Annotated in this window: 14 protein-coding genes; 5 read left to right on the top strand and 9 right to left on the bottom strand. The window is 61.4% G+C overall.

Features of this window, described 5'->3' with window-relative positions:
* Window positions 1-60: 60 nt before the first annotated feature.
* The 4 genes from spoT to CK910_RS04455 form a co-directional block, all read right to left on the bottom strand.
* On the bottom strand, window positions 61-2,178 hold the full coding sequence (spoT, locus tag CK910_RS04475) for a bifunctional GTP diphosphokinase/guanosine-3',5'-bis pyrophosphate 3'-pyrophosphohydrolase (RefSeq protein ID WP_043140283.1): 2,118 nt from the start codon (window positions 2,176-2,178) through the stop codon (window positions 61-63).
* 134 nt (window positions 2,179-2,312) lie between these two features.
* Entirely contained in the window at window positions 2,313-2,588 is a 276-nt protein-coding gene (gene rpoZ, locus CK910_RS04470) for a DNA-directed RNA polymerase subunit omega (protein ID WP_005307060.1), read from the bottom strand.
* Window positions 2,589-2,667: 79 nt separating this feature from the next.
* Complete coding sequence (gmk, locus tag CK910_RS04465) at window positions 2,668-3,294, bottom strand: guanylate kinase (RefSeq protein WP_098981160.1); 627 nt, start codon at window positions 3,292-3,294, stop codon at window positions 2,668-2,670.
* 299 nt (window positions 3,295-3,593) lie between these two features.
* Entirely contained in the window at window positions 3,594-4,661 is a 1,068-nt protein-coding gene (locus CK910_RS04455) for a glycosyltransferase family 9 protein (protein ID WP_172955422.1), read from the bottom strand.
* Window positions 4,662-4,834: 173 nt separating this feature from the next.
* Here CK910_RS04455 and CK910_RS04450 point away from each other — a divergent pair, with 173 nt between their 5' ends.
* Window positions 4,835-5,548: a 3-deoxy-D-manno-octulosonic acid kinase gene (locus CK910_RS04450; RefSeq protein ID WP_098981158.1), complete on the top strand. Its 714-nt coding sequence runs from the start codon at window positions 4,835-4,837 to the stop codon at window positions 5,546-5,548.
* A 70-nt stretch (window positions 5,549-5,618) separates the two neighbouring features.
* Entirely contained in the window at window positions 5,619-6,482 is an 864-nt protein-coding gene (locus CK910_RS04445; protein WP_042873575.1) for a GGDEF domain-containing protein, read from the top strand.
* On the opposite strand, the gene CK910_RS04440 is transcribed toward CK910_RS04445, so the two are convergent.
* Complete coding sequence (locus CK910_RS04440; RefSeq protein ID WP_098981155.1) at window positions 6,479-7,333, bottom strand: carboxylate/amino acid/amine transporter; 855 nt, start codon at window positions 7,331-7,333, stop codon at window positions 6,479-6,481. The two genes, CK910_RS04445 and CK910_RS04440, sit on opposite strands and share 4 nt — an antisense overlap.
* 42 nt (window positions 7,334-7,375) lie before the next feature.
* On the opposite strand from CK910_RS04440, the gene CK910_RS04435 reads away from it, so the two are divergent.
* Window positions 7,376-7,834 carry a DUF6314 family protein gene (locus tag CK910_RS04435; protein WP_098984982.1) on the top strand — a complete coding sequence of 153 codons (459 nt, stop codon included), beginning with the start codon at window positions 7,376-7,378 and terminating at the stop codon, window positions 7,832-7,834.
* 154 nt (window positions 7,835-7,988) lie between these two features.
* On the opposite strand, the gene CK910_RS04430 is transcribed toward CK910_RS04435, so the two are convergent.
* Together CK910_RS04430 and CK910_RS04425 are read right to left on the bottom strand one after the other, a co-directional pair.
* A complete protein-coding gene (locus CK910_RS04430; protein ID WP_098981153.1) occupies window positions 7,989-8,150 on the bottom strand; it encodes a hypothetical protein in 162 nt (53 codons plus the stop codon).
* A complete protein-coding gene (locus CK910_RS04425) occupies window positions 8,135-9,034 on the bottom strand; it encodes a DMT family transporter (RefSeq protein WP_043140296.1) in 900 nt (299 codons plus the stop codon). The genes CK910_RS04430 and CK910_RS04425 overlap by 16 nt, the downstream gene beginning before the upstream one ends.
* A 91-nt stretch (window positions 9,035-9,125) precedes the next feature.
* On the opposite strand from CK910_RS04425, the gene CK910_RS04420 reads away from it, so the two are divergent.
* Window positions 9,126-10,100, top strand: a complete 975-nt coding sequence (locus tag CK910_RS04420; protein ID WP_042873581.1) for a LysR family transcriptional regulator — start codon at window positions 9,126-9,128, stop codon at window positions 10,098-10,100.
* Here the strand turns inward: CK910_RS04420 and trpS are convergent.
* Both trpS and CK910_RS04410 read right to left on the bottom strand, forming a co-directional pair.
* Window positions 10,079-11,092 (bottom strand): tryptophan--tRNA ligase, encoded by a 1,014-nt coding sequence (gene trpS / locus CK910_RS04415; protein WP_098981148.1) that lies wholly within the window; start codon window positions 11,090-11,092, stop codon window positions 10,079-10,081. The two genes, CK910_RS04420 and trpS, sit on opposite strands and share 22 nt — an antisense overlap.
* 192 nt (window positions 11,093-11,284) lie before the next feature.
* Entirely contained in the window at window positions 11,285-11,719 is a 435-nt protein-coding gene (locus tag CK910_RS04410) for a universal stress protein (RefSeq protein WP_042873586.1), read from the bottom strand.
* Between the two features lie 377 nt (window positions 11,720-12,096).
* Between CK910_RS04410 and fabV the strand changes: the two genes are divergently transcribed.
* The gene (gene fabV / locus CK910_RS04405) at window positions 12,097-13,284 is read left to right on the top strand and encodes an enoyl-ACP reductase FabV (RefSeq protein ID WP_098981145.1); all 1,188 of its coding nucleotides are present in this window, start codon (window positions 12,097-12,099) and stop codon (window positions 13,282-13,284) included.
* Window positions 13,285-13,290: the final 6 nt, after the last annotated feature.

The following is a 13,290-nucleotide window of genomic DNA, read 5'->3' as shown; positions in this document are numbered from 1 at the left end:
GGCGTTCGGGGCTCATGGCGTGTCTCTATAAAAGCAGCAGGCGGCTTGCGCCGCCTGTATTCAGTTCTTTTGTCGGCTCACCTTGAGCACATTGGGCATCACGCGGATCTTGCGCATGATGTTGGCCAGGTGGATACGGCTCTTGGTGGTGATGAGCAGGGTGACCAGATAGACACGGCCATCCTTCTCTTCGGTGCTGATGGCGTGAATGTTGGCGCCGGTGGCAGCAATCACGTTGGCCAGCTCGGCCAGCGCACCCTGATGGTTGACTATCTCTATGCTGATGCCGGTGCGGAATTCCTGCTCCTGATCCTTGTCCACCTCCCACTGTACCGGCAGGTATTTGTCCGGTTCGCGGCTGTAGCCCTTGATGTTGCGGCAGGCTTCCTGGTGGATCACCAGCCCCTTGCCCGGGCTGATGTGGGCAATGATGGCATCCCCCGGGATCGGGCGGCAGCAGTTGGCGAAGGTGACCAGCATGCCGTCGGCGCCCTTGATCGGCATCTTCTTGCTGCTGGACTTGGGCTGCTCTTCCGGCGGCAGTTCATCCCCCAGCATGCGGCGCGCCACCATGACGCTCATGGCGTTGCCCAGACCCACGTCGGCCAGCAGGCCCTGCAGGTTCTCGTGCTTGGTGTCGGCCAGCACCTGCTTGATGCGCGGCTCAGGAATGTCTTCGATGTTCTTGGCGCCGAGCGCATGGTTGAGCAAGCGGCGACCAAGCACCACTGACTCTTCGGTGCGCAGGTTCTTGAGGAACTGGCGGATCTTGGAGCGGGCCTTGGTGGTTACCACGAAATTGAGCCAGGCCGCGTTGGGACGGGCGCCCGGCGCCGTGATGATCTCCACCGTCTGACCCGAATGCAGCGGGCTGCTCAGCGGATAGGGGTGGCGATCGACCCGGGAGCCGACACAGGCGTGGCCGATGTCGGTGTGCACCGTGTAGGCAAAGTCCACCGGCGTGGCGCCCGTGGGCAGCTCCATGATGCGGCCTTCCGGGGTGAAGACGTAGATCTCGTCCGGGAACAAGTCGGTCTTGACCCCTTCGATGAATTCAAACGAGCTGCCGGCGCTCTGTTGCAGCTCCAACAGGCTCTGCATCCAGCGCTGGGCGCGGATCTGGGCCGTGGTGCCCGAGCTGTCGCCATCCTGCTTGTAGGCCCAATGGGCGGCAACCCCCTTGTCGGCCATCTGATCCATGAACTCGGTGCGGATCTGCACCTCGACCGGTACCCCGTGCGGCCCCACCAGCGAGGTGTGCAGCGACTGGTAGCCGTTGGTCTTGGGGATGGCGATGTAATCCTTGAAGCGACCGGGGCGCGGCTTGTAGAGGCTGTGCATCTGCCCCAGCACCCGGTAACAGGTATCTATGTCCTTCACCCTGACGCGAAAGGCGTAGATATCCATTACCTCATGAAATTGCAGCTCTTTTTTCTCCATCTTGTTGTAGATGGAGAAGAGGTTCTTCTCGCGGCCGCTGACCTGGGAGTCGATGCCGGCATCCCGCAGACGGCCCTCGATCTCGCTCTGGATGGAGTCGATGATTTCGCGGCGGTTGCCACGGGCGCGGCGCACCGATTCTCGCAACACGCGGGAGCGCATGGGGTAGAGCGCCTCGAAGCCCAGCTCTTCCAGCTCGTTCTTCATGGTATGAATACCGAGGCGGTTGGCGATGGGGGCGAAGATTTCGAGGGTTTCACGGGCGATGCGGCGGCGCTTGTCCGGCCGCAATGAGCCGAGCGTGCGCATGTTGTGGGTGCGGTCGGCCAGCTTGATCAGGATGACCCGGATATCCTGGGTCATGGCCATCACCATCTTGCGGAAGTTTTCGGCCTGGGCCTCTTTGCGATCGCGGAATTTCAGCTTGTCGAGCTTGGAGACGCCCGCTACCAGCTCGGCGACGGCATCGCCAAACAGTTCGGCCAGATCGGCTTTGGTGACTGGGGTATCTTCGATGACGTCATGCAGCACGGCGGCCATCAGGGTTTCGTGATCGAGTCGCATGTCGCCGAGAATGCGGGCAACGGCAACCGGGTGGGTGATATAGGGTTCGCCACTGGAACGCATCTGTCCCTGGTGGGCATCACGGGCCACCACATAGGCTTGCCTGAGCTTCTCAACCTGCTCTGATGGCAGGTAGGAACTGGCTATTTCTTTAAGATTTTCAAATAAATACAAGACAGTCCCCGCAGCGGTGAAACGGCAATCCGTGGAATTGAGGAATAGTCCTGAGTTTGCGAGGTTTTCGAGCGGTTGTAAATGGGAAGAACAGTCGGCACCCGGGCGGGCGCCGACTATGAGAAATAACTGACTTAACCGCGGCCTTCGGCGATGGCAGCAACGGCAGCCAGCTCGGCAGCTTCCTGTTCTTGCTGCTCGTAGCGGTCCTGGGTGTCCATCACCTGGTTGTTCACCAGACCCAGCTCGATCTCGCGCAGGGCGATCACGGTCGGCTTGTCGTTCTCTTCGTCAACCAGGGGATCTTTGCCTTGAACCGCGATTTGGCGGGCGCGGCGGGCGGCGACCAGCACCAGGTCAAAACGGTTACCTACCTGTTTTACAGCATCTTCTACAGTAACGCGTGCCATGCAGGACTCCAGTGTTTGGGCTTTCTGTGTTTAGAAAAGCGGTGTTTAAAAATGACGCAAAAGTTTACTTGTTTTTGGCCTATTCTGCCAGTAGCTGTTGCAGCAAGTTTTGTTGTGCCTGCTGTTGCTGACGCATTTCCAGCCGTTGGCACTCAATAATGGCCCTGAGTTGGAACAGCGCCAGCTCAAAGTCTTCGTTGATAATGACATAGTCATACTCGTCGTAGTGCACCATTTCGGCAATGGCTTTCGCCATCCGGCCGGCGATCACGTCGCTGCTGTCCTGACCGCGCCCGATCAGGCGCTGTTCCAGCTCGGCACGGCTGGGGGGCAGGATGAAGATGGACTTGGTCGGCATCTGCTCGCGGATTTGGCGGGCGCCCTGCCAGTCGATGTCGAGGAAGACGTCGATCCCCTTGGCCAGACAGGCTTCGATGGCGGCGCGTGAGGTGCCGTAGTAGTTGCCGAACACTTCGGCCCACTCCAGAAAATCACCGCGTGCAATCAGCGCCTTGAATGTCTCCACCGGCACGAAGTGGTAATGCACCCCGTTCTCTTCGCCCGGGCGCATGGCACGAGTCGTGTGGGAGACCGACAGTTGCATCTTGCCTGCTGCGTTGTGTTTGGTCAGCAAGGCATTGAGCAGGCTGGATTTACCCGCCCCGCTCGGGGAGGAGATGATATAGAGAGTGCCTTGTTGCGCCATGTCATTACCTTTAATCGAAACCCGTGTTTTGGTTGTAGCAGAGGCCGCCGTCTTGTGCCCGAAAGGGAGACAGCCAAACGCAAAACGCGGAAAATTCTTGGATCAGGGGGATGTAAAGGCGGCGAATTTTAACAGAAGGCGGCGGATAAAAAAACGGCCGGAATCATATTCCAGCCGATCAAAGTATTCGTAGCTTGCTGCGGGAGCGTAACCCACATCGGCCGCTATTGTGCCTTTGAGGGCGGGTAGAGGCCAGCAGGTTATCCCTGCCTCAGGGCTCGGAATTTCCGAGTTGCCTCTCAGCCTGGCAGATGGCGATCGGCGCAGAGCCGGTCAAAGGTGGCGATGACCCGTTCACTCGTGATCTTGCTCATGGCATCCGGATCCTTGAGGCGGGTGCGCCAGCTCAGCTCGGCCAGCGGTTTGCCGGTCTCCTGTTCGATCAGTTCCTGATAGACGCTGACCGCGTAGTCGCGGCACAGATAGGGGCCGGTGCGGGCCGGATTGTGATGGGCGTAGAGGCCGATCACCGGCGTGCCGACCAGGGTTGCCATGTGGGTGGGGCCCGTATCCGGTGCCAGCACCAGGCTGGCTTCGGCGATCAGCGCCAGCAGCTGCTTGAGGTTGGTCTGGCCTACCAGATCCACCGGTTTGCTCTGGCTCAGCCGCTGTATGTCGGCGGCCAGATCCCGTTCCAGCTTGGCCGGGCCGCCGCACAGATAGACCTGAAAGCCCTTGTTGGCCGCGTGATCTGCCAGCGCGGCATAACCCGCGGCGGTCCAGTTCTTGAACGCCTTGCTGGCGGCGGCGCAGATGAGCAGGGTCGGTTTGCCGCCAATCTTCTCCCGGGCCCAGGTTTTATGTTCGGCGCTGATGGGCAGTTGCCAGTCCGGGGTCAGATCCTTGATGCCTAACTCTTTGGCGAAAGCGAGGAAACCGTCCAGCACGTGAGGGGAGGTGGGGGATGGCACCCTGTGATTGGTGAACAGCCACTGACCGTCGTTGGCCCGCGCCTTGTCGAAGCCGAGTTTGATGTTCGCCATGATGCCTAGGGTGGCAATGCTGGCACGCATGGCGGTCTGCAGGTGGAGCAGGGCATCGAACCTGCGCCCCTTGAGGGTCTGCCACAGATCGCGATAGCCGCGCCAGCCCTTGCTCTTGTCAAAGGCGATGACCTCGACCCCGGGCAGATCGGCGAAAAGTGTCGCCTCTATCTTGCCGGTGATCCAGGTGATGCGGGTCTGGGGCCAGGCCCGCTGGATGACGCGCACCAGCGCCAGCGCGTGGCAGCAATCCCCGATGGCGGAGAGCCGCAGGATACAGATGGAAGAGGGCGGCGTTTGGAACAGCGGCATGATGTGGCGCAATGGTGGCAAAATGGATGGATGGCATTATGCAAACTCCCCTGTGGATTGTAAAATTGCGCGCAACTGGCAGCCGGTACTGACTCTGATCCTCACAAGGAGCACGGGTCCGTGCCGACAGGCCGCTTTATCTTGAATCGAACCATTGCGATTACTGACCGACCGGAATCACCAAGATGCGAATTCAGACCGAACACAACCAGATCTGCTGGTACGCCGAAGGGATTTTTCATGACCCTTCCCCCGAGTTGTTTGATCCGGCCTGGTGGCAGACCCATCGCCAGGTAGTGGGTTCCTCCATTGGTCGCGGGGTGACCTGGTTCGTGAAGGATGAATCCCGCCATCTGGTGCTGCGCCATTACTATCGCGGGGGCATGGTGGGCAAGGTGGTGCGGGATCGCTTCTGGTTCGAGGGGGTAGAGAGCAGCCGGGCAATGGCCGAGTACAGCCTGCTGGCCAAGCTGAGCGAGCAGGGTCTGCCGGTGCCGCGCCCATTTGCGGCCCGCATGGCCAAGCAGGGCCCCTTCTATCGGGCCGATATCCTGATCGAGCGCATTCGCGGCGCCAAGGATCTGGTGGCGCTGCTCAAGCAGGGGCCGATCGCCGGCGAGGTGTGGCAGAAGGTCGGCCAGACGGTGCGCCAGCTGCACGATGCCGGTGTCTATCATGCGGATCTCAACAGCCACAACCTGCTGCTCGACAAGGAGGGCAAGGTGTGGGTGATCGATTTCGACAAGGGAGCGATACGTTCCCCCGGCAGCTGGCAGCAGGCCAACCTGGAGCGGCTGCTGCGCTCTTTCACCAAAGAGTCCCAATTACATACCAGTTTCCACTTCGTGCCGGACAACTGGCAGGCCTTGATGCAGGGTTATCAAGGAAAAGCGAGCTGACCCTGTTGCTCGCCGCGAGAGCCAATGTTACTTATTGAGCAGGTATTCAGATTCGGTTTCGAGGCGCTCGATGGACATGCTCAAGGCTCCCCTGAGGGAAGCAATCACCCGGTTTGATCTGGCGCTGATGGCGGATGCCATGGCTCTGCTGGCGGCGGGACTCTGGAGCTGGAGCCCGCAACAGGGAGTGCAGCGGGATCTCTCCTGCCTGCGCCTGCTGGGATTGGATGAGACTGGGCTGGACGATCTCGGCTGGCTGGAGCGGGTACATCCCGACGATGTGGCCGCCCTGCAGGATGCGCTCGCTGCCTGCCAGAGCGGGCGAGTGGCCCAGATCCGGCTCGAATACCGCATCCTGCATCACGATGGTCACTACGTGCGGCTGGAAGAGCGGGCCCGGCGTGATGTGCATGGCCAGGTGCTGGGGGTGGTGCGCCAGCTCGACCCGCTGGCCGTGATCGTGGAGGAGCGCCACGGCATGGATCCCCTCACCGGACTGGAGAGCCGCGGCCACTTCGAGCAGCTGCTCGACGAGCGGCTGGCGACCGAGAGCGGCAGTTTCAGCCTGCTGCAGTTCACCGTGGACCACAGTGCCAAAATATTGCAGCTGTTTGGCGAGGCGGCCTGTGATGCCATGCTGGCCAAGCTGGCGCGCATAGTGCGCCACGAACTGCGGCGGGAGGATCCCTTCGCCCGCTGGGACCAGGATGGCTTCATCCTGATGCTCTCCCAGACCGATCGGCTGAGCAGCCTGGAGATTGCCGAGCGGTTGCGCCTGGAGATCGCCGATGCCAGCCTGCTGCCGCAGCGGCCGGTAACCGTCAGCATAGGGCTGGTGCAGAGCCAGAGCGGCGAACATATCGATCATCTGCTGGCTCGTCTGGCCACCTGTCACGGTCAGGCCAGACGGGAGCACAATACCGTCGTTGGTTAATGCTTGCTCACGTTGGCGCGCTGGCAAATCCAGAGGGAGGCCAGCATCAGCAAGCCGCCGAGCGCGAGGCGAACCAGGTCGGTTTCCCGTCCCCATAGCAGCAGGTTGACCAGCAACCCCGCCGGGATCAGGGCGTTGTTCATGATGGCCAGCACACCGCTGCTGACCCTGGTGGCGCCCTTGTTCCACAGGAAGTAACCCAGCCCGGAAGCGCCTATCCCCAGCCACAGCAGAATGCCCCATTGCAAACTGCTGGTCGGGTATTGCGGCTTGCCCAGCAGCCACCAGGCGGGCAGGGCGACAGCCAGGGCCCCGAGATAGAAGCAGCCAAACACCGCCAGTTGCGGTGGCTGCTGCGCCTCCCGTGCCAGCAACACCTTGTAACCGACCTGGCCCAGGGCGAAGCAGAGGTTGGCACCCTGCACCACCAGGAATCCCAGCACATAGCTCTCGGTCAGCCCGTCGAAGCGGATGACGGCCGCTCCCAGCACAGCCAGCAGGGCACCCCACAGATAAACGGGTTTGAAGCGCCGCTCCAGCAGATCGTGGATCAGGGTGACGTAGATGGGGGTGAAGATGGTGAACACCAGCACTTCCGGCACCGTCAGCAGCAGGAAAGACTGGTAGTAGAACAGATACATGATGCCGAGCTGGATGGCGCCCAGGCTCATCAGCTTGACCACCAGATCGGGCCGCAGCCAGCGGCGCCGGAGAAAGGGCAGGAACACCAGGCTGGCGAGGACGATGCGGGTCAGCACGGAGAAGTATGCATCCACCTGGCCAGCGAGATAGACCCCGATCAGGCTGAAGGAGAATGACCAGAGCAGGGTTACCCCTATCAAGTAGTTCATGTGATTGAATTGTCGTCAGTTGTCAATTTGGAGGGCGCTATGATGGCCGAGTTGGAAAGCGCGATCCAGCGTTTATGGGGGCAGTTGCCACAGATCGGAGCATTTGCCTTCGAGGCGAGCAACGGGGAAGGGTCTGCGACCGACTGGTGCGGGCGTGGTGAGGGTGAGGTGCGGGTGACCGATCATCAGGGTGGCTGGCTCTTTACCGAGACAGGCCGTTACACCACGCCCCATGGTCGGGTGCTCACCATGCACAACCGTTTCTGGTGGCGGCGCGGCGTGCGGGGGATCCTGCTTTCCCACCTGCGTTACGAGCAGCCGGTCGAGTTGTTCGAATTGCTGCCGCAAGGAGATGGCCGCTGGCTCACCGCCGCGCCCCACCTGTGTGGCCAGGATCACTACAGTGCCGAGCTGACGCAGACCACGAGTGGCTTTCTGCTCGGCTGGCAGATCACGGGGCCGCGCAAGAACGAGCGGCTCAGCTATCGCTACCGGGAGTGATGTGCAAGGGGGCTTGGCGTCTGTGCTGGCAGGGAAAGGCAGGCATAAAAAAACCGGCGCAGCGCGCCGGTAGAGGGGACAAATCGGAGGTTTTTTAAAAAACGGTCCCAAAAACAGGAGAGATACACTCTCGTCACACATTCAGAGATGGACTTCAGGCACTCAACGCATAGCTCAGCATGGCTTGCAGCTTGCTGTCGAAGAACCAGGGCAGCAGCACCATCAGCAGGCCGAGCACGCCGGCCAGCCGCTGGCGGTATTGCCAGCCGGCAATCAGCACCAGGCCGCCACACAGGGTGGTCAGGATGCCTGACATAGGGTGGCCTCCCGCTGGGCGCGACGTTGCTGTGCCCACTGGTTCAGGGCGACCGAGCCCAGGATCAGGGCCAGTGCCACACCCGTGGTGGACTGGATCTGTTCGCCGAGGAACAGGGCACCCAGCATGACGCCAAACAGCGGCACCAGGTAGTTGCTGAAGGAGGCAAAGGTCGGACCCGCCTTCTGGATCAGCGCCATGTAGAGGAAGTAGACCAGACCGGTACAGAAGACACCCAGCACGGCCACGGCGCCTATGACCTGCTGGCTCGGCAGGGTGAGGGCGCTCAGATCGGTGACGAAGGGGGCGGCCAGCATCAGCTGGATGGCGGACGAGATCAGTATGTTGCGCGCCACCACCACAGGGTGGTCTTTGGCGAAGCGCTTGATCATCAGCAGGCCGATGGCAAAGCAGCTGGCGCCGAACAGGATCGCCATGGCACCGAGCAGACCGGCGTTCATACCGCTGGCCAGTTTCGGCCAGAACAGCACCAGCACGCCGACGAAACCTATGATCACCGAGATCAACCCGCCCTTGGTGATTCTTTCACCAGAAATAAACAGGGGTGCAGCCAGAATGGTCACAAAGGGGATACAACCCATTACCACGGCGGCGATGGCGCTATCCACATACTGTTGACCCCAGGCCACCATGATGAAGGGCAGGGTGGCATCGAGCAGGGCGATCAGCATGTAGGTACGCCAGGGGGTGTGCTCGCTCTTGAGGCGCATGAACAGGCAGAGCAGACCCAGGGTCAGGCTGCCACACAAGGCACGACCGGCTGCCACCATGATGGGGGGCAATTCAGTCACTGCCTGATGCATGAAAATGAACTGGGATCCCCACAACAGGCCAATCGCCAGCAACAACAGATAGCTACGCATTTTAATCTCCGATGTAATTCGCCAGCGCATTCTATGCAATCTGCTACTATGCCAAAAATGAATTGTCGTCATTCAACTATGGCCATTATCGATGGAACTCCCTCTTTCCCGCCTCGACCTCAACCTGCTGACCGTGTTCGACATGCTGATGCAGGAGCGCAACGTCACCCGTGCCGCCGAGCGTCTGCACCTCTCCCAGTCCACCGTCAGTCATGCGCTGGGGCGGTTGCGGCAGGCGCTGGATGATCCCTTGTTCGTCATGAGCCGGCGCGAGATGATGCCGACCGAGCGGGCCAAGGCGCTGGCCGGGCCGGTGCGTCAGGCGCTGGCCATGCTGGAGCAGGGGCTGCGGCAGGCGAAGGGGTTCGATCCCGCCAGCGCACGACGGATCTTCCGCATCGCCACCCCGGGCTCGGTGGAACATGGCCTGGTGCCGGTGCTGGTGGAGCGGCTGCACCGGCAGGCGCCTCACTGCCGATTGGAGGTGTGCGAGCTGGCGGACAGCGACTATGAGCGGGAGCTGGAGAAGGGGGAGCTGGATCTGGTGATCGGGTTCGCCGATGCCAACCACCTCTCGCCCCGGTTGTGGCGCGAGCCCTGGTTCAACAACCCGCTGGTCTGCCTGTCCCCCCTCGGCAGCGAGCTGCCGGACGTGCTGGGGCCGGCCGAGCTGGTCAGCCGCCCCCATATCCATACCTCCAGCTGGGGCCACAGCCAGGCCATGGTGGATCTCTGGCTGGCCCGTTTCGGGGTCGAGCGTGAGCTGGGGGTGCGGTTGCCGAGCTTTATGGCGGTGCCGCCCCTGATGGCAACCGGCCGCTATCTGGTGGTGGTGCCCGAGATGATCGGCCGCCACTTCTGCCGCTACTACCCGCTGCGGCTGCATCAGCTGGATCCTGACATCCCCATCGTCTACCTGATGGCGGGCCACCCGCTCACCGCCCATGACGAGGCCATTGGCTGGTTCAAGGGGCTCTTGCACCGGCTTGCGTTCGAGCGCTACGGCGCGGATGCGCTTGGCAGCCCGGCGCAGCGCGGGGCGGATCAGGTCAGTGCGGCGAAGTAATCCAGTCCCATGGCACTTTTTACCTCCGCCAGCACCTCGTCGGTGAGCACACGGGCCTGCAGCGTGCCTTGCTGCAACAGCTGCAGCAGCTGACGCTTGTCGGCAATCGCCGCCTGGCGCCGCTCCCGCATGGGGGCGAGCAGGGTCTGCAGGCAGTCATTCAATACCTGCTTGCAACGCATGTCGCCCAGCCCGCCGCGCTGGTAATGGGCCTTCATCTCGGCCACCAGCGCCTTGTCCGGGTGGAAGGCATCCAGATAGGCAAACACAGTATTGCCCTCCACCTGACCCGGATCGCTCACCTTGAGGTGATTGGGGTCGGTGTACATGGCGAACACCGCCTGTTTTACCTCTTCCGCTGACATACCGAGTTCTATGGTGTTGCCGAGGGACTTGGACATCTTGGCCTTGCCGTCTATACCGGGCAGGCGGCCGGTGTCGCTCAGGATCGGCTGGCACTCGGTCAGCACTTCCTTGCCCACCAGGGCGTTGAAGCGGCGCACTATCTCGTTGGTCTGCTCCAGCATGGGCAGCTGATCCTCGCCTACCGGCACATGGGTGGCGCGAAAGGCGGTGATGTCGGCGGCCTGGCTGACCGGGTAGACTAAAAAACCCGCCGGCAGGCTGCGCTCGAACCCTTTCTGCTGGATCTCCGCCTTGACGGTAGGGTTGCGCTCCAGTCGGGCGACGCTGACCAGATTGAGGTAATAGGTGGTGAGCTCGGCGAGGGCGGGCAGGGCGCTCTGCAGGCAGAAGGTGGTCTTGGCCGGGTCGAGACCGACCGCCAGATAGTCGGCCATTACCTCCAGCACGTTGTCGGTCACCTTGGCCGGGTTGTGGCCGTTGTCGGTCAGCGCCTGCAGATCGGCGATCATCACGAATTGGCGGTAATGGTGCTGGGCCTCGACGCGCTGGCGCAGTGAACCGACGTAGTGGCCTATGTGCAGTTTGCCGGTGGGACGGTCGCCGGTCAGTATGATGGGGTTGTGCATGTCACTCTCTCCAGTTGGGGTGGGCCGGGAGGCGACAAAGGCATAAAAACAATGACCGCCTCTCGGCGGTCACGGTGTTTTCTTTGGAAAATTTTACATAGAAAAGCAGTGCCGCCTGTTTATAAGCAGCACCACCAGTAGTTGTGATTGAAGATGGTCATATTCATGGCAAATAAAGCTACGCCTGTTTGATCACTTCTGCAAGGGCACCACCAGCAGATCGCAGGGCACGGTATTCATCAGCTGGCGGGCGCTGGAGGTAAGCAGGCTCCAGAAGCTCTGGCGATGACCGCACACCAGCAGATCGATCTGGTAATCCTTGACCGCCTGGTTGACCCGTTCGCTCAGATCGCCGCAGATCACCAGCTTCTTCTCGATGGGGTAGTCCACCGAGGCCAGGAAGGTCTCCAGCTTCTCTTTCGCTTCGGCGATCACCTGATCCTGCACGTTGTCGATGTCGATATCGATCATCTCGGTGTAGAGATCCTTGAGGTCCACGTCCACATGGATCACCGACAGCTTGGCGCCGTTGGAGCGGGCCCGGTCGACCGCCTTCTCGATCACCTTGCGGTTGTCCTCCGACAGGTCGATCGCGGCCAGTATGTGTTTGTAATAGGTTCCATTCATGGGAGTTCTCCTCACTGATCCTGAGTCCACTATACCAATGTCTGATGAAACTAAAATGGTGTATCCGGCACAGTTTTAGGATTTAAACGAGTTTCTTATGAGGCTATCTTTCGGCCGCAGGTGAAAAATCGGCTATAAATCGAACAGGAATTTGAAGCAGGTCACACCCGCTGGCTTGCCCGCAAGGGGTGACGGGCATAGGATGTGCCCGTGCTTCGCAATGAACACAAAACAACAAAAAGCATCTGAATACCGCTTTGGGGAGCCTCGCGCTCCCTCTTGTTTTTCTACCTCCTTACTGCCGATATCCCGCCCGACATCAAGGTAATCCGCGACTTCTTGGTTATGCTGTAGCCAGTTCCTTTGGAGATCCCTTCATGATCATTCACCCGCAGATCCAGGGTTGTGTCGCCCGCAACTGTCACCCCATCGGCTGCCGGGCCGCCGTGTTGCAGCAGATATCCAGCGTCAAAGCCGCGGGCCCCTTCAACGGGCCCAAGCGGGTGCTGGTACTGGGTGCCTCCTCCGGATTCGGGCTGGCATCGCGCATCGCGCTCACCTTCGGGGCTGGTGCCGATACCGTCGGTGTCTCGTTCGAGCGAGGCCCGTCCGAGAAGGGGCTCGGCAGCGCGGGCTGGTACAACAATATCTGGTTTCGGCAGGCGGCAGAGCAGGAGGGGCGCATCGCCGTCAACCTGATCGGTGATGCCTTCTCCGACGGGATGCGCCAGCAGGCCATCGACACCATCCGCCAGCAGTTGGGGCAGGTGGATCTGGTGATCTACTCGCTGGCGAGCGGCATTCGGGTGCTGCCGGATGGCACTCAGGTGCGCTCGGTGCTCAAGACCACCGGCCAGCCGTTCAGTGGCTGGGGGCTGGATCTGGAGCGCGACGCCCTGGTGCAGCAATCGCTGGCGCCCGCCACCCCGGAGGAGATCCGCGATACCGTCACAGTGATGGGCGGCGAGGATTGGCAGCTCTGGCTGCAGGCGTTGCAGCAGGCCGATTGTCTGGCGCCCGGCGCCCGGACTGTGGCCTACTCCTACATAGGCCCAGAATCCACCTATCCCCTCTACCGGGACGGCACCATCGGCTACGCCAAGGAGCATCTGCACGCCACCGCCGAGACCATCAACCTGCAACTGGCCGACATCGGCGGCCACGCCTGGGTGTCGGTCTGCAAGGCACTGGTGACCAAGGCGAGCGCCTATATTCCGGTGCTGCCGGTCTATCTGGGTTTGCTGATGGGGGTGATGAAGGAGCGCGGCGTGCACGAGGGTTGCATCGAGCAGATGCAGCGGTTGTTTGCCGCCAAGATGTACGGACCCCATGGGGTGGTGGCCGACGGCAACCGGCTGATCCGGATGGATGACCACGAGCTGGACCCGGCCGTTCAGGCCGCGGTCTCAACCCTCTGGTCCAAGGTGACGCCGGACAACTTCCATGCCCTGGGGGATTTCGCCGGGCTGCGGCAGGATTTCATGCAGCTCAACGGCTTCGAGCTGCCTGGCGTGGATTATGGGGCGCCTGTGGATCTGGCTTCGCTGACCGAGCTGTTGCCCTGAGCCAGA

It is taken from the genome of Aeromonas sp. CA23, from assembly GCF_002587065.1.
Lineage (GTDB): Bacteria > Pseudomonadota > Gammaproteobacteria > Enterobacterales > Aeromonadaceae > Aeromonas > Aeromonas bestiarum.
This window is presented reverse-complemented; position numbering and strand designations above follow the sequence as displayed.

Excerpts from the sequence above, each read along its gene's own strand:
- rpoZ (WP_005307060.1), bottom strand. The coding sequence starts at position 2,588 with ATGGCACGCGTTACTGTAGAAGATGCTGTAAAACAGGTAGGTAACCGT.
- gmk (WP_098981160.1), bottom strand. The coding sequence starts at position 3,294 with ATGGCGCAACAAGGCACTCTCTATATCATCTCCTCCCCGAGCGGGGCG.
- CK910_RS04450 (WP_098981158.1), top strand. The coding sequence starts at position 4,835 with ATGCGAATTCAGACCGAACACAACCAGATCTGCTGGTACGCCGAAGGG.
- CK910_RS04445 (WP_042873575.1), top strand. The coding sequence starts at position 5,619 with ATGGACATGCTCAAGGCTCCCCTGAGGGAAGCAATCACCCGGTTTGAT.
- CK910_RS04440 (WP_098981155.1), bottom strand. The coding sequence starts at position 7,333 with ATGAACTACTTGATAGGGGTAACCCTGCTCTGGTCATTCTCCTTCAGC.
- CK910_RS04435 (WP_098984982.1), top strand. The coding sequence starts at position 7,376 with ATGGCCGAGTTGGAAAGCGCGATCCAGCGTTTATGGGGGCAGTTGCCA.
- CK910_RS04430 (WP_098981153.1), bottom strand. The coding sequence starts at position 8,150 with ATGTCAGGCATCCTGACCACCCTGTGTGGCGGCCTGGTGCTGATTGCC.
- CK910_RS04425 (WP_043140296.1), bottom strand. The coding sequence starts at position 9,034 with ATGCGTAGCTATCTGTTGTTGCTGGCGATTGGCCTGTTGTGGGGATCC.
- CK910_RS04420 (WP_042873581.1), top strand. The coding sequence starts at position 9,126 with ATGGAACTCCCTCTTTCCCGCCTCGACCTCAACCTGCTGACCGTGTTC.
- trpS (WP_098981148.1), bottom strand. The coding sequence starts at position 11,092 with ATGCACAACCCCATCATACTGACCGGCGACCGTCCCACCGGCAAACTG.
- CK910_RS04410 (WP_042873586.1), bottom strand. The coding sequence starts at position 11,719 with ATGAATGGAACCTATTACAAACACATACTGGCCGCGATCGACCTGTCG.
- fabV (WP_098981145.1), top strand. The coding sequence starts at position 12,097 with ATGATCATTCACCCGCAGATCCAGGGTTGTGTCGCCCGCAACTGTCAC.